We start from the raw sequence: 18,619 nt of genomic DNA on the forward strand, positions 1-18,619 counted from the left end.
AACGGCTCATTTATTTTTGAGATTTTTAAACCCGCGCTTCGACGGTCACCCAGTAGCGGGTAAAGCGCTTCACCTTCACCGGCAAACTGATTTCCAGCAGGTCGAGAATCCGCTCGCTGTCGTCCAGTGGATACGTCCCGGAGATCAACAGGTCGGCGACGCTCTTGGCGCAATTGAGCTGGCCGCGACGATAGCGACCGAGCTCATCGAGGAAGTCGCCCAGACGCATGTGCGCGGCCACCAGCATGCCGTCGGCCCAGGCGCCGCTGTTGGCATCCAGCGGTTTGGCTTCGCTGATGGATTTCGAGGTGAAACTCAGTTGCCGTGCAAGCGGCAGCAGCATCGGCGCGCGTCCATTGCTGCTCAGTTCGACGCGGCCGTCAAACAGCGCAACCTGCGTGCGATCGGCAAACTGACGCACATTGAGACGTGCACCGTGAGTTTCAAGAATGCCCTGAGCGGTGCGCACTTCGAAAGATTGCGCGGCAGTCAGGAGGATTTCGCCTTCGAGCAAGCGAATCAGTCGCGCCGAGACATCCACATCGGCGGCACTGGCTGTGTTGAGCTGCAACTGATCGCCGGCACCAAGCGCCACCTTGCGCCGTTGCCCGATCGGGCTGCGGTAGTCGGCAAGCAGCGACGGTAGCGGATTGTGCTCGCGCATGCCCCAAGTGACAGCCGAGCCGGCGCCGAGAATCAGCAGCAGCTTGAGTGCCTGACGACGACTGCCGGACTTCGGTCCGTTCAACGCCGCGTGTACCAGCGGCGAAGACACACCGCGCAAGCGCTGGTTGACCCGCTGAATATGCTCCCACGCGCGGCGGTGCTCACTGTGCGCCTCCAGCCACTGTTGCCAAGCCTGTTGCTGGCGTGGAGTGAGCGTGCCCTGCTGCATTTCCATCAGCCAGTGCACCGCCTGCTCGGCAACCTGGGAGGAAAAATCCGGCGCGCGGTTCATAGGGCGAAGTAGCAGCGCATCGCTGCTTTGTTCAAATGCCGTTTAACTGTGGCCACGGAAATGCCCAGTTCGGCGGCAATCTGTGGATACGTCAGGCCATCGACCTGCGCCAGCAAAAAGGCGCGTTTGACCTGGCGCGGCAAACCGTCGAGCAACTCATCCAGTTCCATCAGGGTTTGCAGGATGATCGCTTTGTCTTCTTCCGACGGTGCAACCATTTCCGGCATCTGCGACAGGGTATCGAGGTAAGCGCGTTCCAGATCCTGACGGCGGTAATGATTGAACAGAACGCGCTTGGCCAACGTCGTCAGAAAGGCGCGCGGCTCGATGATCACCGGCGGTTCGCGGGCGGTCAGCACCTTGATGAAGGTGTCCTGCGCCAGATCCGCCGCGTTGTCCGGGCAGCCGAGCTTGCGCCGCAGCCAGCCGGTCAGCCAGCTGTGGTGGGCCTGATAGAGCGATTCGACGGGATGGGCGGACGACAACGGTGGACTCCGGGCGCTTTCTTGACGCGGTAGAGAGTACGTTAGAGAACAAGAACTGTTCGCATTGTAGTGGTCGAGGTACTCCACCGGCAATCAGATGCTTTTGCGTATGAGAATATTTATCATTAATATTGCTCGCCTGTAGGTTCGGCTGATCGGCCGGACGTTTTTCGTTTCAGGGTCGAAACATGAAAGGCAAACTCGCCACACTTCCCATGTCCTATCGTCTGGCCGTCACTTCTCGGGTGCTGGCGGCGGTGTTTGGCGGCTATCTGGTCGCGGCGCTGGCCAGTGTCACGCTGACGCTGTGGCTGCCGTTGAGCCGTGCCGAAGCGGTGGTGACCGGCATGACCATTTCCTTTCTGGTCTATCTGGTGGCCGTGCTCTGGTGCTTTGCCTGCCGTACGGCTTGGTCGGCCTGGGTCGGTTTGCTGGTGCCGAGTGTGATTCTGGCGACCATTTCCGGCGCGGCGCGTGGATTGGGTCTGGCATGAAAGAGGGTTTTCGTCAGGCGATGGCCTGGCTGCACACCTGGACCGGACTGCTGTTCGGCTGGTTGCTGTTCGCGATTTTTCTGACCGGGACATTGGCCTATTTCAAGGATGAAATCAGCCACTGGATGCAGCCGGAAATCCCCGCGCGTTCGGTGAGTGCCGAGACCAGCCTGACGCTGGCCCAGAACTATTTGCAGCAACACGCGGCCGGCGCCTCACGCTGGCTGATCGATTTGCCCGATGCGCGTGATCCCGGCCTCACCGTGCGCTGGCAGCAAGCACCGGCGAAACCCGGCGAGCGCGGGCGGTTCGAAGCGAAAACCCTCGACGCGCAAACCGGCGCTGAAGTGCAGGGCCGCGACAGCATGGGCGGCGAGTTCTTTTACCGTTTCCACTTTCAACTGCAAATGCCTTACCCATGGGGCCGTTGGCTATCGACCATTGCCGCGATGGTGATGTTCGTCGCGTTGATCACCGGGATCATCACCCACAAGAAAATCTTCAAGGACTTCTTCACTTTCCGCCCGCGCAAGGGCCAGCGTTCGTGGCTCGACGGGCATAACGCGGTGGGTGTGCTGGTGTTGCCGTTTCACCTGATGATCACTTACAGCAGCCTGGTGATTTTCATGTCGATGGTCATGCCGGCGAGCATCGTTGCGTCTTACGGCAGTGACGTACGCAAGTTCTATGACGAAGTTTTCCCGGCGTCGAAGACCCCGGAACGCGCCGACATCGCGGCACCGTTGGCGGCCATGGCACCGCTGTTGAACAAGGCTAGCGAGCAATGGTCGGGCGGCCACACGGCGCGCCTGTCGGTGAGCAATCCGGGCGATGCCAATGCGACGGTAGTGCTGTCCCGTGCTGGCGACCGTGTAGTGCATGATTTCGGCCGCGCCGTGACCTTCAACGGTGTGAGCGGGCAGATGCTCGGCAGCACACCGGAACAGCCGTTGGCGATGGCAGTGGGGGGCGCGTTCTACGGTTTGCACATGGGCCACTTCGCCGGGCCGGTGCTGCGCTGGCTGTATTTCATCTGTGGGCTGGCCGGCACCGCGATGATCGGCACCGGGCTGGTCATCTGGCTCGGCAAGCGTCAGCTCAAACATGCCAAGAGCGGCGTGATGCCGTTCGAATTGCGGCTGGTGGAAGTACTGAACATCGCCAGCATGGCCGGACTGGTGTCTGCGGTGGCGGTGTTCTTCCTGGCCAATCGTCTGTTGCCGGTTAGCTTTGCCGAACGTGCAGATTGGGAGGTGAACGCGTTCTTCATGGCTTGGGGCTTGAGCGTGCTGCACGCGATGTTACGACCGGGGCGCAAAGCCTGGGTTGAACAGCTTGTTTTCGGTGCTGCGCTGTTTGTCGCGGTGCCGCTGATCAATGCGCTGACCACCCCTTGGAATCTCGGCGTCGCGTTGATACAGGGTGACTGGGCGTTGGCCGGTTTTGATTTGACCTGCCTCGCCACAGGTCTGTTTCTGGCTTGGGCCGCGTGGAAAATGCGGCGCGCCGGCAGCACAGTCAGGGTGAAAAAAACACCACGCGAAAAGACCCTGCCGATCATGCTTGAGCAAGGGACAAACTGATGCTGCTGGCCCTGTTGCTCACCTACGCCGGATTCACCGCGTTGTGCCTGTCGATGCCTCGTCACCACGATGAATTGCTCGGCCACAAACCGTCCACGCGTCGCCGTCAGGGGCTGACCTTGGCCGGTTGGTTACTGCTGAGTCTGTCGCTGTGGGCCGCCGTCTCGGCGAACGGCTGGAGTTTCGGTCTGGTCGACTGGTTCGCCGTGCTGATGCTCAGCGCCCTGGCGTTGGTATTGCTGCTGCCGTATCGCCCGCGTCTGGCGTTGGCGCTGGCCGCGGCCAGCCTGTTGGCCAGCCCGGTCGCCGCATGGGCGCAGTGCTGAAGTGCTGATTGGTCTGCCACCGGAATCCCGCGACGACGAGCCGCGAGGCGCGCGCGCGCATTTTCTGCAGGTGTTCCTGTCCCAGCGTTCGCAAATGGAGGCGCTGGTGAACCGTCGCGTCGGTTGTCGGGCGACGGCGGCGGATCTGGTACAGGATCTGTTTCTGCGTTTCTGGCGGCGGCCGCTGGTGCAGGTCGAAGAACTCAGCACCTATCTTTTGCGCTGCGCCGGCAACATCGCCATCGACCATCTGCGCAGTGAAGGCACACGCACGCGCGTCAACGAAGGCTGGCAACCGGACGCGCCGGACAGTCACGGCAGCGAACCGCAAGCGGCGCTGGAAGCGGGTAATGATCTGAAGCATGTCGAAGCGGCGTTGCGCGCCTTGCCCGAGCGCACCCGGCAGATTTTTTTGCTCAATCGCATCCACGGCCGCAAGTACGCGGAAATCGCCAAAGCCATGGGCCTGTCCCAAAGTGCCGTGGAAAAACATATGATGCGCGCCCTCGAGGCCTGCAAGGCCAGCCTGCGCGAACCCGCGCCACGCCTGCCAGGGAAAGCACCGTGAAGCCATCCGATTCCGTCACCCCGACGCTTGCTCAGGAGCAGGCCGCGTTTGCCTGGCTGAGCCTGTTGCATGATCGTCCAAGCGCTGGCGATCAACTTACATTCAGCCAATGGCTGCGTGCCGATCCTGCTCACGCCGAGGCTTATGCGCAGGCGCAGGTGCTCTGGGAACTGAGTGAAGGCCCGGCGCGCACGCTGGCCGATGAAGAGGCTGTGGCATTGCAGGGTTATCTCGATGCGATGGATCGTCCGCGTCGTCCTCAGTTGTTGCGCTGGTCGGGCGCGCTGGCGATGGCCGCGTGCCTGTTACTGATGGTCAGCCTTGGCACCGGCTGGCAGCCGCAGCGCTGGATCGATGATCTGGGTGCGGATTACGTTTCGGCGCCGGGTGAAATACGCACCGTGACCCTGGCTGATCAATCGCAAGTAACGCTGGATGCTGACAGTGCGATTGCCGTGGATTTCAGCCGTGGCGAGCGGCATGTCCAGTTGCGTCGCGGTGCCGGATTTTTCACGGTTACGCACACCGGCGAGCCTTTTGTGGTCGAGGCCGAGAAAGGTCAGGCGCGGGTGCTCGGGACGCAATTCGAAGTGCGACTGCAACCGCATGGCGCGCAGGTCACGGTTCTGTCCGGACGCGTCGGCGTGACCGCGGAGCATGGTGGCGAACAGCAGATTCTCACAGCCGGCCAGCAGGTTGCTTACGGTGACGGAGCGGCGGAGAAACTGCATGCGGTGGACAGTGAGGCGCAACTGGCCTGGCGTCAGGGCTGGCTGACTTACTACAAATCGACGCTGGCCGATGTGGTCGAGGATCTGCGCCGTTACTACCCGGGGCGGATTGTGTTGCTCAACGATGAGCTGGCGGCGCGCAAGGTCAGTGGCAGTTTTCCGAGCAGGGATCCGCAGGCGGTGCTCAGCTCCCTGCAAGGGGTGATGGGGTTTGAGCAACATCAGGTGTTGGGGCATTTGATTATTTTGCGTTAGGGCTGATGACCTCTTCGCGAGCAAGCTCGCTCCCACATTGGATCTGTGATCGACACAAAACCCCTGTGGGAGCGAGCTTGCTCGCGAAGGCGTCGGCCGCAACAACACACCTCCAAAATTATTTTCAAATTTGTGGTGAGGTAAACCCGAGCCCCATCCGTGTAGTGACTGAAACTGCGAGTCATTCGCATCCGTTGCGGTTCTACACAGGTCATTGAGTCATGAAGTCCAGGGCAAAATCGGGTTCGGTCAAACAGTGGTTGGGCGTTTCGGCATTGAGTTTTTCGGCACTGGCACTGTTGCCGCTGAGCGTGGCGCTGGCCGCTGAAACCATCAGCAGCCCGGCGCAAAAACAGTTCAATTTTTCCCTGGCCGCCAAACCGCTGCCGCAAGCCTTGAGCGACTTCAGCCGCGTTACCGGGCAAAGCGTGGTCTACACCGACGAAGCGCCATACGGCCTCACCGCGCCGGCCGTCAATGGCCAGATGAGTGCCGAACAAGCGCTGCAACGCTTGCTCAGTGGCTCTGGCCTGAACTTCCGCCGCACCGATAGCCACACGCTGGCGCTGGAGCCCAAACCCACCGAAGGCGCGTTGAACCTTGGTGCCACGACCATCACCTCGATGCGCGACGAGTCGATGAGCTACCAGCCGCCGGAAACCAGTTCGGTGATGCGTTCTTCGGCGTCGTTGCAGGAAGTCCCGCAGACCGTCAACGTCATCCCCGCACAGGTCATCCGCGATCAGGCACCGCGCAATCTGGATGACGCGCTGGCCAATGTCAGCGGCATCACCCAGGGCAACACCTTGGGCAGCACTCAGGATTCGGTGATGACCCGCGGTTTCGGTGACAACCGCAACGGCTCGATCATGCGTGACGGCATGCCGATCGTGCAGGGGCGCGGCATGAACGCCACCGTCGATCGCGTCGAAGTGCTCAAAGGCCCGGCCTCGTTGCTTTATGGCATTCAGGACCCGGGCGGCGTGGTCAACCTGGTCAGCAAGAAGCCGGAACTCACCCAATACAATGCGTTGACCCTGCGCGGCTCGACCTACGGCGACGGCAAGAACGGCAGCGGCGGCACCCTCGACAGCACTGGCCCGCTGGGCGACTCCGGGCTGGCCTACCGGATGGTGCTCGACCATGAAGACGAAGATTACTGGCGCAACTTCGGCACCCACCGCGAAACCCTGATTGCGCCGTCGCTGGCCTGGTTCGGCGAAAGCACCAAGCTGTTGTTCGCCTACGAGCACCGCGAATTTCTCACGCCGTTCGACCGTGGCACGCTGATCGATCCACGCACCAATCACCCGCTGGATATCTCGCGCAAAGAACGCCTCGACGAGCCGTTCAACAACATGGAAGGCCGCTCCGACCTCTATCATTTTGAAGCCGACCACGACCTCAACGATGACTGGAAAGCCCACTTCGGTTACAGCTGGAACCGCGAGACCTACGACGCCAGCCAGGTTCGCGTGACCGCCATCGACACCAAAAAGGGCACGCTGACCCGCAGCATGGACGGCACCCAGAACGCGATCAGCACTGACCGTTTCACCACCGCCAGTCTTGAAGGCAAAGTCAACGTGCTGGGCATGCAGCATGATCTGGTGTTCGGTGTTGATGACGAGTACCGCAAGATCTACCGCGAGGACTTGATCCGGCAGAAAAGCCTGACCACGTTCAGTTACCTCAATCCGGTGTACGGTCGTGAAGTCGCCGGCACGACCGTCAGCGCCCCCGACAGCGCGCAGACTGATGAACTGCGCAGCGATTCGGTGTTCATGCAGGACTCGATTCACCTCAATGACCAGTGGATTCTGGTCGCCGGCGGACGCTTCCAGGAGTACGACCAGTACGCCGGCAAAGGCGTGCCGTTCAAGGCCAACACCGACAGCAACGGGCAGAAGTGGGTGCCGCGCGCCGGTCTGGTGTATCGCTACACTGATGCCTTGTCGTTCTACGGCAGCTACACCGAATCGTTCAAGCCCAACTCGACGATCGCCCCGCTGAGCGGCAGCAGCACCGTGCTTGACGGCAGCATCGCACCGGAAGAAGCCAAGTCATGGGAGCTGGGTACGCGCCTGGATATGCCGGGGCGTGTCACCGGCAACATCGCGTTGTTCGACATCAAGAAACGCAACGTGCTGGTGGCCAATTCCGAAGGCCCGACGACGATTTACAGCGCCGCCGGTGAGGTGCGTTCGCGCGGTCTGGAAATGGACCTCACGGGTCAACTGACGGACCACTGGAGCATGATCGGCAGCTACGCCTACACCGATGCCGAAGTGACCGAAGACCCGGAGTACAAAGGCAAGCGCCTGCAAAACGTGGCAAAGAATTCCGGTTCGTTGTCGGCGGTGTATGACTTCGGCAGCGTGATCGGTGGCGACCAGTTGCGCGTCGGTGCCGGGGCGCGGTATGTCGGTGAGCGTGCGGGTAACGCGGTGAATGATTTTGATCTGCCGAGCTATACCGTGGCGGATGCGTTTGCCACTTACGACACTCGGGTCGAAGGGCAGAAGGTCAAGTTTCAGCTCAATGTGAAGAACCTGTTTGATCGCACGTATTACACCTCGGCGGCGAGCCGGTTCTTTGTGTCGATGGGGGATGCGCGGCAGGTATCGCTGTCGAGCACTTTGGAGTTTTAAGGCAAGATCAAAAGCCCCTCATCGGAACGCCGCCCGCCTAACCCTCTCCCGGGGGGAGAGGGGACTGACCGAGGTGTATTGCGCGATACGTCGACCTGAAACATCGAGTCGATTATGGATTCAGAAAGGTACTTTCAGGTCGGTGTAAAGCTTGAGCATCCCCCAATCGGCCCCCTCTCCCTCTGGGAGAGGGCTGGGGTGAGGGAAAAAGGGCTTAACGCAAAAACGCCTGCCGATACTCGCCCGGCGTCCCGCCCAGAACCTGCTTGAACCGATTAGTGAAATGACTCGCGCTGGCAAACCCGCACGCCAGCGCGATCTCACCCAACGGCAACACCGTACCGCGCAACAACTCCCGTGCCCGGCTCAAGCGCCGCGCCAGCACATATTGATGTGGCGGCAGGCCGAAACTGGTGCGAAACATCCGCGCAAAGTGGTATTCCGACAGCGCACACAACCCGGCCAGTTGTCCCAGACTGATCGGTTCGGCCAACTGGTTGTCGATGAACTCCACCAGTTGTCGGCGCTGGTGAGGCGCCAGTCCGCCCTTCAAACGCAAACCCTGACGCGCGCCGACCTGGCTGAGCAAAGTGTGGCTGATCAGTTCATGGGCGAGGCTGCTGGTCAGCAGACGTTCAGCAGGCTCGTCCCAGTTCAGCGTCAGCAATTGCCGAAAACGCTGCGCCTGTTGTGGATCTTCCAGAAAAGTCTGCTCGCGCAATTGCATCTCTCGGGGTTCGCGATCAAGCAGAGTGATGCAGCCAAGGGCGAATTGTTCAGCGCTGAAATACAGGTGCGCGAGACGAATATCGCCGTTGATCACCCAGCCCGATTCATGATCGGCCGGCAGGATGCACAGCTTGTCCGGCCCGCCTTTCTGACCGGGTTGATCGCGCCGGAATGTGCCGGTGCCACCGGCGATGTAGCAGGACAGGGTGTGGTGGCTCGGCGCTTCGTAATCCTGCGCATCGTGGTGGTTGGTCCACAAAGCGGCAGACAAGCCGTCGCCGAGCTCGGCGCTGTGCACAAGGCTTGCGTTCGGCGAGCTGTTTAACGCTTGAAAGACTTGCAGGGTATCGATGGCGGCCATAGTCGGTTCTCTTCAACGCCTTGCATCCTACTCCGTAGGCGCCGCGCTGCCAGCCTGCCGCCAGACAAAAGCGCAAGATTCTGCAAGCGCACACACCGGGCCCGGGCAGACACTCAAGGCCTATCGAGGAGTGTGTGCCATGAACCTGTCGTTGTACTTGCTGACCGTGCTGATCTGGGGCACCACGTGGATTGCCCTGAAATGGCAACTGGGCGTGGTGGCGATTCCGGTGTCGATTGTCTATCGCTTCGGCCTTGCCGCACTGGTGCTGTTTGCGTTGTTGCTGCTCAGCCGGCGTCTGCAACCGATGAACCGCCGGGGGCATCTGATCTGCGTGGCTCAAGGCTTGTGCCTGTTCTGCGTCAACTTCATGTGCTTTCTGACCGCCAGTCAGTGGATTCCCAGTGGCCTGGTCGCGGTGGTGTTCTCCACCGCAACGCTGTGGAACGCGCTGAATGCGCGGATGTTCTTTGGCCAGCGCATCGCGCGCAATGTGCTGATGGGCGGTGCACTTGGGTTGTTCGGCCTGGGCATGTTGTTCTGGCCGGAACTGGCCGGGCATCAGGCTAGTCCGCAAACCTTGCTCGGCCTCGGTCTGGCGTTGTGCGGCACCTTGTGTTTCTCGGCGGGCAACATGCTCTCGAGTCTGCAGCAGAAGGCCGGTCTCAAGCCGCTGACTACCAACGCCTGGGGCATGGCCTATGGCGCGGCGATGCTGTCGGTGTGGTGCCTGGTCAAAGGCATTCCATTCGATATGGATTGGAGCCCGCGTTATGTCGGTGCATTGCTGTATTTGGTGATCCCGGGTTCGGTCATTGGCTTTACCGCGTATCTGACGCTGGTCGGGCGCATGGGGCCGGAGCGCGCGGCTTATTGCACGGTGCTGTTCCCAGTGGTGGCCTTGAATGTCTCGGCGTTTGCTGAAGGTTACCAATGGACAGCGCCGGCGCTGGTCGGACTGGTGTTAGTGATGCTGGGCAATGTACTGGTGTTTCGTAAGCCGAAAACGATGGTGGCGCCGGCACAGGGAAAGTTGGCTTGAAATAAACGAGCGCTGAACTTCAGCGCTCGACTTTCAATGTGATGTAAATCATCACCGGGAAGATGAAGTCAACGATATGTCGCGCCCAATCCTTGGCATTCCATGATTGCGAAGTGTCCATGTCAAACCATTCCACACCCACGGTTTGCAGGCAAACGTAATAAATGAAAATGGCTGCGAGTATGCCCATGATCGAGAACTTCTTTGCTTCATGGAATACCTCGGCAGGGGCATTGATATGACGCAACAACTGATAGGTGCCCATCAGGCACAGTACCGTATAGGTGACTTCCAGGGTGATGATGAACCAGTAGATCCGGTGGTGAATCATCGGCGAATCAATAGCTCGATACTTGATTGTTTCGCTGGCAGTGGTGGTGTCCATGCTCAGGATATGCGCCACGTAGGTGTAGTTTGAATCATAGTCGGTGAAGTTATGGATCATCACCAACAGTCCAAAGAAGCTGATGTAAGCCATCAAAATAACTTTGCTGTAGCGGATAAGTTTGTCGGTTGTCAGGGCATTCAAGGTATTGGCTCTCCATAGCGTTTGTCGATTATTCGACAGGCAGGCAGAGCTTATAATGCTGTTGTTTGATTGGCTTTTTTGTTCAATTTCAAGTTGTGTAAGGCATAACTAACGGGCAAGTGCGATAGCGCACTTACCCGTACTTTCTTATCCGCGCCAGACTTGCGGGTTGACCAGATCCTGCGGGCGTTCGCCGAGCAAGGCGCTGCGCAGATTGGCCAGCGCACGATTGGCCATGGCTTCGCGGGTTTCATTCGTCGCCGAGCCGATGTGCGGCAGGGTCACGGCGTTACTCAACTGGAACAGCGGCGATTCGGCCAGCGGTTCTTTTTCGTAAACGTCGAGACCGGCACCACGAATGCGCTTGTTTTGCAGGGCTTCGATCAGGGCCGGTTCATCGACCACCGGGCCACGAGAGATGTTCACCAGGATGGCGTCGGGTTTCATCAGGGCCAGTTCGCGATGGCTGATCAGGTGGCGGGTCTTGTCGCTGAGCGGCACCACCAGGCAGACGAAATCGGCCTCGGCGAGCAGTTGATCGAGGCTGCGAAATTGCGCGCCGAGTTCTTGTTCCAGGTCGGTCTTGCGGCTGTTGCCGCTGTAGATGATCGGCATGTTGAAACCGAAGCGGCCTCGGCGGGCGACGGCGGCGCCGATGTTGCCCATGCCGACGATGCCGAGGGTTTTACCGTGCACGTCGCAGCCGAACAGCGGGGCGCCGACGCTGGCTTGCCATTGGCCGGCCTTGGTCCAGGCGTCGAGTTCGGCGACGCGGCGGGCGCTGCTCATGATCAGGGCGAAGGCGAGGTCGGCGGTGCTTTCGGTGAGCACATCCGGGGTGTTGGTGAGCATGATCCGGCGTTGGTTGAAGTAGTCGAGGTCGTAGTTGTCGTAGCCGACCGAGACGCTTGAGACCACTTCGAGTTTTGTTGCGGTTTCGAGTTGGGCCTGGCCGAGTTTGCGGCCGACGCCGATGAGGCCGTGGGCGTGGGGCAGGGCTTCGTTGAATTGGGCGTTGATGTCGCCGGCTTTTGGGTTGGGGACGATGACGTCGAATTCCTGTTGCAGGTTTTCGATCATGGGCGGGGTGATGCGGCTGAAGGCCAGGACAGTCTTTTTCATCGTTTTTGGCTCTTGTTCGGGCTTGATACCTAGCAAGCTAACATTTTTGTTTTGGGGTTGTCTTGGCGGCCTCTGGGCCGACCATGTTCTTGGGGTTTTGGGTGTATATCCGTTTTTTGGGTGATGGCGGCTTAGGGTTCCGCCCTTACGGCGGGTCACTTTTTCCAGACGCCGAAAAAGTAACCAAAAAGGCTTGCTCCTACGTGCGGCCCGCTCGCTGGGGCTCGGGGTTCCTTCGCTGCGGGATCGATCCGGGCGCAGCGTCTCCGGTTTGCTTCGCTGCACCTCCTCTCGCTGTGTTTGGCTGCGCCAAACGGTCGCTGCGCTCCCGCCCCCGGATCAATCCCTCCACTCAGCCTTCCGACGTCGCCCTACAGATCAAGAGCTGCAGCCGAGCTAACGCTCATCCTGTTGAGTGGTGAAGAGCGGGTGTTCGGCTTTGGGGTTGTGGTGGGTTTGCCCCTCACCCCAGCCCTCTCCCGAGGGAGAGGGAGTCGATTTTTGGGCTTTTCACAGTCTGAGTTCGACTCGGTATCGCACGTCGGCCTAGCTCTTCCAAACCCCTCGATCAGTCCCCTCTCCCTCCGGGAGAGGGCTAGGGTGAGGGGCTTTTGATCTGATTCAAAATCTGAGTTCGACCCGGTATTTCACTTCGGTGTAGCTCATCCAAACACCTCGGTCAGTCCCTTCTCCCTCCGGGAGAGGGTTAGGGTGAGGGGCTTTTAGTTGTGTGCCGGGGATTGGGGGATTTCGTGGTTATCCAGCACGCGATTCACCGCCAGTTCGGCGAGCATGATGATCTGCTGAATCGCCAGAATCGTCCGCCGTTGCGGCAGGTCGATGTAGGCGGCGATATCGCTGGTCATCAGGCTGGCCTGGGCCAGTGATTCGCAGGCGTGGACCAGCAGGCTTTCGCTGTCCTGTTCCGGGGCGACCTGGAACATGGTGCTGGGTTTGTGGAAGCGCAGGGTGAGGGCGTTGGGTTTGAGGTAGTGGTCGAGGGCGCGGTCGGCGGCTTCGTGGAATTTCTTCGAGCCGGGGAATTCGTAGGGGGTGGTGTTCTCCGCTTCGGGCGGATTGGGCGTTGGTTTGAACATAGGAAACATACTCGTGGCAAGTTGAGTTGAAGCTGCCACTTTTCGTTTTCCAGGCGAAAGGGTGGCAGCTGCGCGCGGACTGGAAAAACCGGTCAACTCACCAAAACCGGCAGGCCCTAGGGCCTCCCGCGCACAGCCGCCATAACATTGCGAGCTAAAAAGCGCCGCAGTATGCCATGAGCTTTGGTAGTTGAAATCGGGTTTTCCAGACCCGGTCACTGATGCGTCAGCGACACCCAAATCCTAGCCAGCGCACTTCCGACGGACAACCTGCAAAACCTGTCGGAAACATCCGCGAAATCATCGCAATGTAGGAGCTGCCGTAGGCTGCGATCTGTTGATTTTTAAACATCAAGATCAAAAGATCGCAGCCTGCGGCAGCTCCCACAGGTTTCGTGGTGTGTTGAAATCAGTTGGCGACGCGCGCGCCGGCGAGGCTGCCGCTGAGTTCGTAGGCGGCCAATTCCGCCTGGTGCGCCGCGAGAATTTCCGGCAACGACCCACGCAGATACTCGACCCACGTCTTGATCTTCGCATCCAGATATTGCCGCGACGGGTAGATCGCATACAGGTTCAGCTCTTGCGAGCGGTAGTTCGGCATGACCCGCACCAGCGTGCCGTTGCGCAGGCCTTCGATCGCCGCATACACCGGCAGCACGCCCACGCCCATGCCACTGGTGATCGCGGTTTTCATCGCGTCGGCGGAGTTCACCAAAAATGGCGAGCTGTTGATGGTGACCATTTCCTGGCCTTCCGGGCCGTCGAAGGCCCATTTTTCCAGGGGGATCACCGGACTGACCAGGCGCAGGCAGGCATGGTTGAGCAGGTCGCTGGGCTTTTGCGCGGCGCCGTTGGCTTTCACGTAGGCGGGGGAGGCGCAGACGATGCTGTAGGTGATGCCCAGCCGTTGCGAAACAAAGCCTGAGTCCGGCAGTTCGCTGGCGAGCACGATGGACACGTCGTAGCCTTCGTCGAGCAGGTCCGGCACGCGGTTGGCCAGGGTCAGGTCGAAGGTGACGTCGGGGTGGGTCTTGCGGTAGCGGGCGATCGCGTCGATGACGAAATGCTGACCGATGCCGGTCATGGTGTGCACTTTCAGTTGCCCGGCCGGGCGCGCATGGGCGTCGCTGGCCTCGGCTTCGGCCTCTTCGACGTAGGCCAGAATCTGCTCGCAGCGCAGCAGGTAGCGTTTGCCTGCCTCGGTCAGGGCGATGCGCCGCGTGGTGCGGTTGAGCAAGCGGGTTTGCAGGTGGGCTTCCAGGTTGGAGACCGCGCGCGAGACGTTGGCGGTGGTGGTGTCGAGTTGCACGGCGGCGGCGGTGAAGCTGCCGGCTTCGGCGACACAACTGAAGGCGCGCATGTTTTGCAAAGTGTCCATGGGGTGCTCTCAAGGGAGATGGCAAATTGTGACACGAAGTTTCAGGGGCTGAGACCCCCGACCAAGGGATTATCTCGTTAACCGTAACAAAGATTCACAGAAATCCCAGCTTATCGCCGTACAGGGCGTTCCATAGAATTGCGCCGATCCCTGTAGGAGCTGCCGCAGGCTGCGATCTTTTGATTTTGTTTTAAGGGAATCAAGATCAAAAGATCGCAGCCTGCGGCAGCTCCTACAGAGAACAAGCCCCGCCTTATCCTCTTCTCAGGAATTCGCAGCTGTGCCGCGTCGCATTAACAGAGCGCTTTTGCCGCTCAGTGTTCTGGCTTTTACTTTGGGTCTTGGCGGCTGCATCTCAACGGACGGAATCGCCCCACAGGGCAAGGCAATGGAGGCCAATACACTGGCCACCGACGACGCCATTGCTCACGCCGCCCGTGACGCCCACTGGCCCACCACGCAATGGTGGCAAGCCTACGGCGACCCGCAACTCAATCGCTGGATCGACCTCGCCGTGCAAGGCAGCCCGAGCATGGCCATGGCCGCTGCGCGTTTACGTCAAGCCAAAGCCATGGCCGGCGTCGCCGAATCCGCCGAGTCATTGCAGATCAATGGCGAGTCGACCCTCAAACGCCACAACTGGCCGACTGACCAGTTCTACGGCCCCGGCGAGCTGGCCAACACCACCACCTGGGACAACAATGCCGCGCTCGGTTTCAGCTACGCGCTCGACCTCTGGGGGCGCGAAAGCAATACCAGCGAACGCGCTGTGGATCTGGCGCACATGAGCGCCGCTGAGGCGCGGTTGGCGCAGCTCGAATTGCAGAACAACATCGTCCGCGCCTACATCGAGCTGTCGTTGCATTACGCCCAGCGCGACATCGTCGCGGCGACGCTCAGACAGCAACAGCAGATTCTCGATCTGGCGCAAAAACGTCTGAACGGTGGCATCGGCACGCACTTCGAAGTCAGTCAGGCCGAAACGCCGCTGCCGGAAACCCATCGTCAGCTCGATGCGCTGGACGAAGAAATCGCCCTGAGTCGCAACCAGATCGCCGCACTCGCCGGCAAAGGTCCAGGGGCGGGGGCGCAGTTGCAGCGCCCGACCCTGTCGCTCGGTGCGGCGCTGAAACTGCCGTCGGCATTGCCCGCCGAACTGCTCGGCCAGCGTCCGGACGTGGTTGCCAGTCGCTGGCAAGTGGCGGCGCAGGCGCGCGGGATTGATGTCGCGCATGCCGGGTTTTATCCCAACGTCGATCTGGTCGGCAGCCTCGGTTACATGGCCACCGGTGGTGGCGCGCTGGAGTTTTTGACTGGCAAAAAACTCAACTACAACGTCGGCCCGGCGATCTCGCTGCCGATCTTTGACGGTGGCCGATTGCGCTCAGAGCTGGGTGAAGCCTCCGCCGGCTACGACATTGCCGTGGCGCATTACAACCAGACACTGGTCAATGCGCTGAAGAATATCTCCGACCAATTGATCCGCCGCGAGTCGATGGACAAGCAGCAAGGTTTTGCCGCCGAGTCGGTGGCCACGGCGCAGAAGACTTATGACATCGCGATGATCGCTTATCAGCGCGGCCTCACCGATTACCTCAACGTGCTCAATGCGCAGACGTTGCTGTTCAAGCAGCAGCAGGTGCAGCAGCAGGTGCAGGCGGCGCGGTTGAGTGCGCATGCCGAATTGGTGACTGCGCTGGGTGGTGGCCTCGGCGCTGGCAACGATGTGCCGTCGGCCGAGAAAACCCAGGCACCGAAAACCCCGGCACTCCTGCGTTGAACACACGACCCAATGTGGGAGCGAGCCTGCTCGCGAAAGCGGTTTATCAGTCGACATCAACGTTGAATATGAAAACGCATTCGCGAGCAGGCTCGCTCCCACAGGTTCTGCGACCAGACCGAATCTCTTTGAGCACAATTCAATGACTCCTTTGCCCGCACCTCTGCGCTGGCTCTACTCCCTGGAATGGCGCCGTGGTTTCTTCGACTGGGCGCGCAGCGATGGCGTGACCTGGGTCTACATCTTCAAGGTGTTGCTCGCCGCATTCCTCACGCTGTGGCTGGCCATGCGCCTGGAATTACCGCAACCGCGTACCGCGATGATCACTGTGTTTATCGTCATGCAGCCGCAGAGCGGCCAGGTGTTTGCCAAGAGTTTCTATCGCTTCCTCGGGACGCTGGCCGGCTCAGCGATGATGGTCACGCTGATCGCATTGTTCGCGCAGAACACCGAACTCTTTCTCGGCTCGCTGGCGATCTGGGTTGGTATCTGCTCGGCCGGTGCCGCACGTTGCCGCAACTTCCGCGCCTACGGTTTTGTCCTCGCCGGTTACACCGCAGCGATGGTCGGGCTGCCGGCACTGGCGCACCCGGACGGCGCATTCATGGCGGCGGTGTGGCGGGTGCTGGAAATCTCGCTGGGAATTCTCTGCTCGACCCTGGTCAGCGCCGCGATCCTGCCGCAAACCGCCAGCGCCGCTATGCGCAACGCCCTGTATCAGCGCTTCGGCGTGTTTGCGTTGTTCGTCACCGATGGCCTGCGCGGACGCAGCAAAGCCGAGTCTTTCGAGGCGAGCAACGTGCGTTTCATTGCTGAAGCCGTGGGGCTGGAAGGGCTGCGCAGCGTGACCGTATTCGAAGACCCGCACATGCGTCGGCGCAACGGTCGCCTGAGCCGCTTGAACAGCGAATTCATGGGCATCACCACCCGGTTCAACGCCCTGCATCAATTACTCGAACGCTTGCGTGGCAATGGCGAAGAACATGTGGTCGCGGCGATCAGACCGGGCCTGCAGGATCTCGCCGAGGTGCTCGATGGTTTCAGCGGCCGCGCCCTGACCAGCCCCGATGCCGCCCGTTTGGCGACCGCGCTGGCGAGCTACAAGGAAGGCCTGCCGGCTCGCGTGCGCAGCCTGCGTGCAATCTTTCAGGAAACCGGGCCGAGCGACGCTGAACAACTGGATTTCCACACCGCGTACGAATTGCTCTATCGCTTTGTCGATGATTTGCACAGTTATGCACAGACTCACGCTTCGCTGGCCGATCATCGCCACGAGCGCGAGCGCTGGGACGAGCCGTTCACCCCGCAAACCAACTGGTGGGCGGCCGCTGCGTCGGGCATTCGCGCCTCGTTCATTCTGGTTGTGCTGGGCAGTTACTGGGTCGCCACCGCCTGGCCAAGCGGCGCGACGATGACCCTGATCGCCGCCGCCACCGTCGGTCTCTCCGCCGCCACGCCGAACCCGAAACGCATGGCATTTCAGATGGCGTGCGGAACCTTCCTCGGCGCGCTGATCGGCTTCGTCGAGATGTTTTTCATCTTCCCGTGGATAGACGGTTTCCCGCTGCTGTGCGTGATGCTCGCACCAGTGATTGTGCTCGGTTCGTTCCTCACCTCGCGGCCGCAATACGCCGGAGTCGGCCTCGGTTTGCTGATCTTTTTCAGCACCGGTTCGGTGCCGGACAACCTGACCATCTACAACCCTTACACTTTCATCAACGACTACATCGCCATGGTCATGGGCATGCTGGTCTGTGCCGCCGCCGGGGCAATTATTCTGCCGCCGAACAGCCGCTGGTTGTGGAAACGTCTGGAGCAGGATCTGCGCGGCCAAGTGGTCTATGCGATCAGTGGAAAGCTCAAAGGCCTGGCGTCGAGTTTCGAGAGCCGCACCCGCGATCTGCTGCATCAGGCCTACGGTCTCGCGGCCGGTGAGCCGAAGGTGCAAAAAAACTTGCTGCGCTGGATGTTCGTGGTCCTGGAAGTCGGCCACGCGATCATCGAGTTGCGCAAGGAACAGGCGATCCTGCCGGTGCACCCGGCGTATGTCGAATCGCAGCCGTGGCGTCAGGCGATCCGCGTGATGGGCCGGGCGCTGGTGCGACTGTTCCTGCAACCGAACTCCAGCAATCTCGAGCGCGCACTGGTCGCCGTGGATCACGCAATCAGCCGCGTCGCGGCGACAGATGAGCCGTTCGCGCCGCATTTCGACACCTCGGCGTTGCGGCGGGTGAAGAGCTATCTGCACTTCATCCGCACTTCGCTGCTCGACCCACAATCACCGCTCGCTGCCTACGCCGTCGCCAAGCCCGAAGGACTTGCCCATGCCTCGTGAAATCGCCTTCCACGGCGTGTACATGCCGACCATGACCCTGATGTTTTTCATCGCTGCGGCACTGGCCTGGGCGGTGGACCGGTTCCTGTCCGGGTTCGATCTGTACCGTTTTTTCTGGCACCCGGCGCTGCTGCGTCTGAGTCTGTTTACCTGTCTGTTCGGCGCCATGGCGCTGACTGTCTACCGTTGAGAACG

General features: G+C 60.6%; 17 protein-coding genes. 10 read left to right on the forward strand and 7 right to left on the reverse strand.

What is annotated here, in order from left to right:
* Nucleotides 1-25 precede the first annotated feature (25 nt).
* Nucleotides 26-958, reverse strand: a complete 933-nt coding sequence (locus ACRRSD_RS20080; RefSeq protein WP_435034910.1) for a DUF4880 domain-containing protein — start codon at nucleotides 956-958, stop codon at nucleotides 26-28.
* Nucleotides 955-1,443 carry a sigma-70 family RNA polymerase sigma factor gene (locus ACRRSD_RS20085; protein ID WP_435034911.1) on the reverse strand — a complete coding sequence of 163 codons (489 nt, stop codon included), beginning with the start codon at nucleotides 1,441-1,443 and terminating at the stop codon, nucleotides 955-957. The genes ACRRSD_RS20080 and ACRRSD_RS20085 overlap by 4 nt, the downstream gene beginning before the upstream one ends.
* A gap of 188 nt (nucleotides 1,444-1,631) precedes the next feature.
* Between ACRRSD_RS20085 and ACRRSD_RS20090 the strand changes: the two genes are divergently transcribed.
* The 6 genes from ACRRSD_RS20090 (at nucleotide 1,632) to ACRRSD_RS20115 (ending at nucleotide 8,051) form a co-directional block, all read left to right on the forward strand.
* On the forward strand, nucleotides 1,632-1,937 hold the full coding sequence (locus ACRRSD_RS20090) for a DUF3649 domain-containing protein (RefSeq protein ID WP_016986986.1): 306 nt from the start codon (nucleotides 1,632-1,634) through the stop codon (nucleotides 1,935-1,937).
* Nucleotides 1,934-3,520, forward strand: coding sequence for a PepSY-associated TM helix domain-containing protein (locus ACRRSD_RS20095; protein WP_435034913.1), 1,587 nt, complete (start codon nucleotides 1,934-1,936; stop codon nucleotides 3,518-3,520). Before ACRRSD_RS20090 ends, ACRRSD_RS20095 begins: the two co-directional genes overlap by 4 nt.
* Nucleotides 3,520-3,846, forward strand: coding sequence for a DUF3325 domain-containing protein (locus ACRRSD_RS20100; protein WP_435034915.1), 327 nt, complete (start codon nucleotides 3,520-3,522; stop codon nucleotides 3,844-3,846). Before ACRRSD_RS20095 ends, ACRRSD_RS20100 begins: the two co-directional genes overlap by 1 nt.
* A 1-nt stretch (nucleotide 3,847) precedes the next feature.
* Nucleotides 3,848-4,414, forward strand: a complete 567-nt coding sequence (locus ACRRSD_RS20105; protein ID WP_435034917.1) for an RNA polymerase sigma factor — start codon at nucleotides 3,848-3,850, stop codon at nucleotides 4,412-4,414.
* On the forward strand, nucleotides 4,411-5,400 hold the full coding sequence (locus ACRRSD_RS20110) for a FecR family protein (RefSeq protein WP_435034919.1): 990 nt from the start codon (nucleotides 4,411-4,413) through the stop codon (nucleotides 5,398-5,400). The genes ACRRSD_RS20105 and ACRRSD_RS20110 overlap by 4 nt, the downstream gene beginning before the upstream one ends.
* A gap of 221 nt (nucleotides 5,401-5,621) precedes the next feature.
* Complete coding sequence (locus ACRRSD_RS20115) at nucleotides 5,622-8,051, forward strand: TonB-dependent siderophore receptor (RefSeq protein ID WP_435034921.1); 2,430 nt, start codon at nucleotides 5,622-5,624, stop codon at nucleotides 8,049-8,051.
* Nucleotides 8,052-8,265: 214 nt separating this feature from the next.
* Here the strand turns inward: ACRRSD_RS20115 and ACRRSD_RS20120 are convergent, their stop codons facing one another.
* Nucleotides 8,266-9,141, reverse strand: a complete 876-nt coding sequence (locus tag ACRRSD_RS20120) for a helix-turn-helix domain-containing protein (RefSeq protein ID WP_435034923.1) — start codon at nucleotides 9,139-9,141, stop codon at nucleotides 8,266-8,268.
* A gap of 139 nt (nucleotides 9,142-9,280) precedes the next feature.
* Between ACRRSD_RS20120 and ACRRSD_RS20125 the strand changes: the two genes are divergently transcribed.
* A complete protein-coding gene (locus tag ACRRSD_RS20125) occupies nucleotides 9,281-10,183 on the forward strand; it encodes a DMT family transporter (RefSeq protein WP_435034925.1) in 903 nt (300 codons plus the stop codon).
* A gap of 19 nt (nucleotides 10,184-10,202) precedes the next feature.
* On the opposite strand, the gene ACRRSD_RS20130 is transcribed toward ACRRSD_RS20125, so the two are convergent.
* The 4 genes from ACRRSD_RS20130 to ACRRSD_RS20145 all read right to left on the reverse strand — a co-directional run bounded on the left by ACRRSD_RS20130 (nucleotide 10,203) and on the right by ACRRSD_RS20145 (nucleotide 14,309).
* On the reverse strand, nucleotides 10,203-10,712 hold the full coding sequence (locus tag ACRRSD_RS20130; protein ID WP_435034927.1) for a DUF2165 family protein: 510 nt from the start codon (nucleotides 10,710-10,712) through the stop codon (nucleotides 10,203-10,205).
* Between the two features lie 147 nt (nucleotides 10,713-10,859).
* Nucleotides 10,860-11,834 carry a 2-hydroxyacid dehydrogenase gene (locus tag ACRRSD_RS20135; RefSeq protein WP_435034929.1) on the reverse strand — a complete coding sequence of 325 codons (975 nt, stop codon included), beginning with the start codon at nucleotides 11,832-11,834 and terminating at the stop codon, nucleotides 10,860-10,862.
* Between the two features lie 722 nt (nucleotides 11,835-12,556).
* On the reverse strand, nucleotides 12,557-12,931 hold the full coding sequence (locus ACRRSD_RS20140) for a DUF6124 family protein (RefSeq protein ID WP_150749519.1): 375 nt from the start codon (nucleotides 12,929-12,931) through the stop codon (nucleotides 12,557-12,559).
* A 409-nt stretch (nucleotides 12,932-13,340) separates the two neighbouring features.
* Entirely contained in the window at nucleotides 13,341-14,309 is a 969-nt protein-coding gene (locus ACRRSD_RS20145) for a LysR family transcriptional regulator (protein ID WP_007914118.1), read from the reverse strand.
* Between the two features lie 280 nt (nucleotides 14,310-14,589).
* Between ACRRSD_RS20145 and ACRRSD_RS20150 the strand changes: the two genes are divergently transcribed.
* The 3 genes from ACRRSD_RS20150 to ACRRSD_RS20160 all read left to right on the forward strand — a co-directional run bounded on the left by ACRRSD_RS20150 (nucleotide 14,590) and on the right by ACRRSD_RS20160 (nucleotide 18,614).
* Nucleotides 14,590-16,089, forward strand: coding sequence for an efflux transporter outer membrane subunit (locus tag ACRRSD_RS20150; protein ID WP_435034932.1), 1,500 nt, complete (start codon nucleotides 14,590-14,592; stop codon nucleotides 16,087-16,089).
* A gap of 142 nt (nucleotides 16,090-16,231) precedes the next feature.
* Nucleotides 16,232-18,424 carry an FUSC family protein gene (locus tag ACRRSD_RS20155; RefSeq protein ID WP_435034934.1) on the forward strand — a complete coding sequence of 731 codons (2,193 nt, stop codon included), beginning with the start codon at nucleotides 16,232-16,234 and terminating at the stop codon, nucleotides 18,422-18,424.
* The gene (locus ACRRSD_RS20160) at nucleotides 18,414-18,614 is read left to right on the forward strand and encodes a DUF1656 domain-containing protein (RefSeq protein WP_007914106.1); all 201 of its coding nucleotides are present in this window, start codon (nucleotides 18,414-18,416) and stop codon (nucleotides 18,612-18,614) included. Before ACRRSD_RS20155 ends, ACRRSD_RS20160 begins: the two co-directional genes overlap by 11 nt.
* Nucleotides 18,615-18,619: the final 5 nt, after the last annotated feature.

It is taken from the genome of Pseudomonas neuropathica (assembly GCF_051174785.1).
Taxonomy (GTDB): domain Bacteria; phylum Pseudomonadota; class Gammaproteobacteria; order Pseudomonadales; family Pseudomonadaceae; genus Aquipseudomonas; species Aquipseudomonas neuropathica_A.

What these genes read in the sequence shown, in the direction of transcription:
- ACRRSD_RS20080 (WP_435034910.1), bottom strand. Translation starts at nt 958, where the DNA reads ATGAACCGCGCGCCGGATTTTTCCTCCCAGGTTGCCGAGCAGGCGGTG.
- ACRRSD_RS20090 (WP_016986986.1), top strand. Translation starts at nt 1,632, where the DNA reads ATGAAAGGCAAACTCGCCACACTTCCCATGTCCTATCGTCTGGCCGTC.
- ACRRSD_RS20095 (WP_435034913.1), top strand. Translation starts at nt 1,934, where the DNA reads ATGAAAGAGGGTTTTCGTCAGGCGATGGCCTGGCTGCACACCTGGACC.
- ACRRSD_RS20100 (WP_435034915.1), top strand. Translation starts at nt 3,520, where the DNA reads ATGCTGCTGGCCCTGTTGCTCACCTACGCCGGATTCACCGCGTTGTGC.
- ACRRSD_RS20115 (WP_435034921.1), top strand. Translation starts at nt 5,622, where the DNA reads ATGAAGTCCAGGGCAAAATCGGGTTCGGTCAAACAGTGGTTGGGCGTT.
- ACRRSD_RS20120 (WP_435034923.1), bottom strand. Translation starts at nt 9,141, where the DNA reads ATGGCCGCCATCGATACCCTGCAAGTCTTTCAAGCGTTAAACAGCTCG.
- ACRRSD_RS20125 (WP_435034925.1), top strand. Translation starts at nt 9,281, where the DNA reads ATGAACCTGTCGTTGTACTTGCTGACCGTGCTGATCTGGGGCACCACG.
- ACRRSD_RS20135 (WP_435034929.1), bottom strand. Translation starts at nt 11,834, where the DNA reads ATGAAAAAGACTGTCCTGGCCTTCAGCCGCATCACCCCGCCCATGATC.
- ACRRSD_RS20140 (WP_150749519.1), bottom strand. Translation starts at nt 12,931, where the DNA reads ATGTTCAAACCAACGCCCAATCCGCCCGAAGCGGAGAACACCACCCCC.
- ACRRSD_RS20145 (WP_007914118.1), bottom strand. Translation starts at nt 14,309, where the DNA reads ATGGACACTTTGCAAAACATGCGCGCCTTCAGTTGTGTCGCCGAAGCC.
- ACRRSD_RS20155 (WP_435034934.1), top strand. Translation starts at nt 16,232, where the DNA reads ATGACTCCTTTGCCCGCACCTCTGCGCTGGCTCTACTCCCTGGAATGG.
- ACRRSD_RS20160 (WP_007914106.1), top strand. Translation starts at nt 18,414, where the DNA reads ATGCCTCGTGAAATCGCCTTCCACGGCGTGTACATGCCGACCATGACC.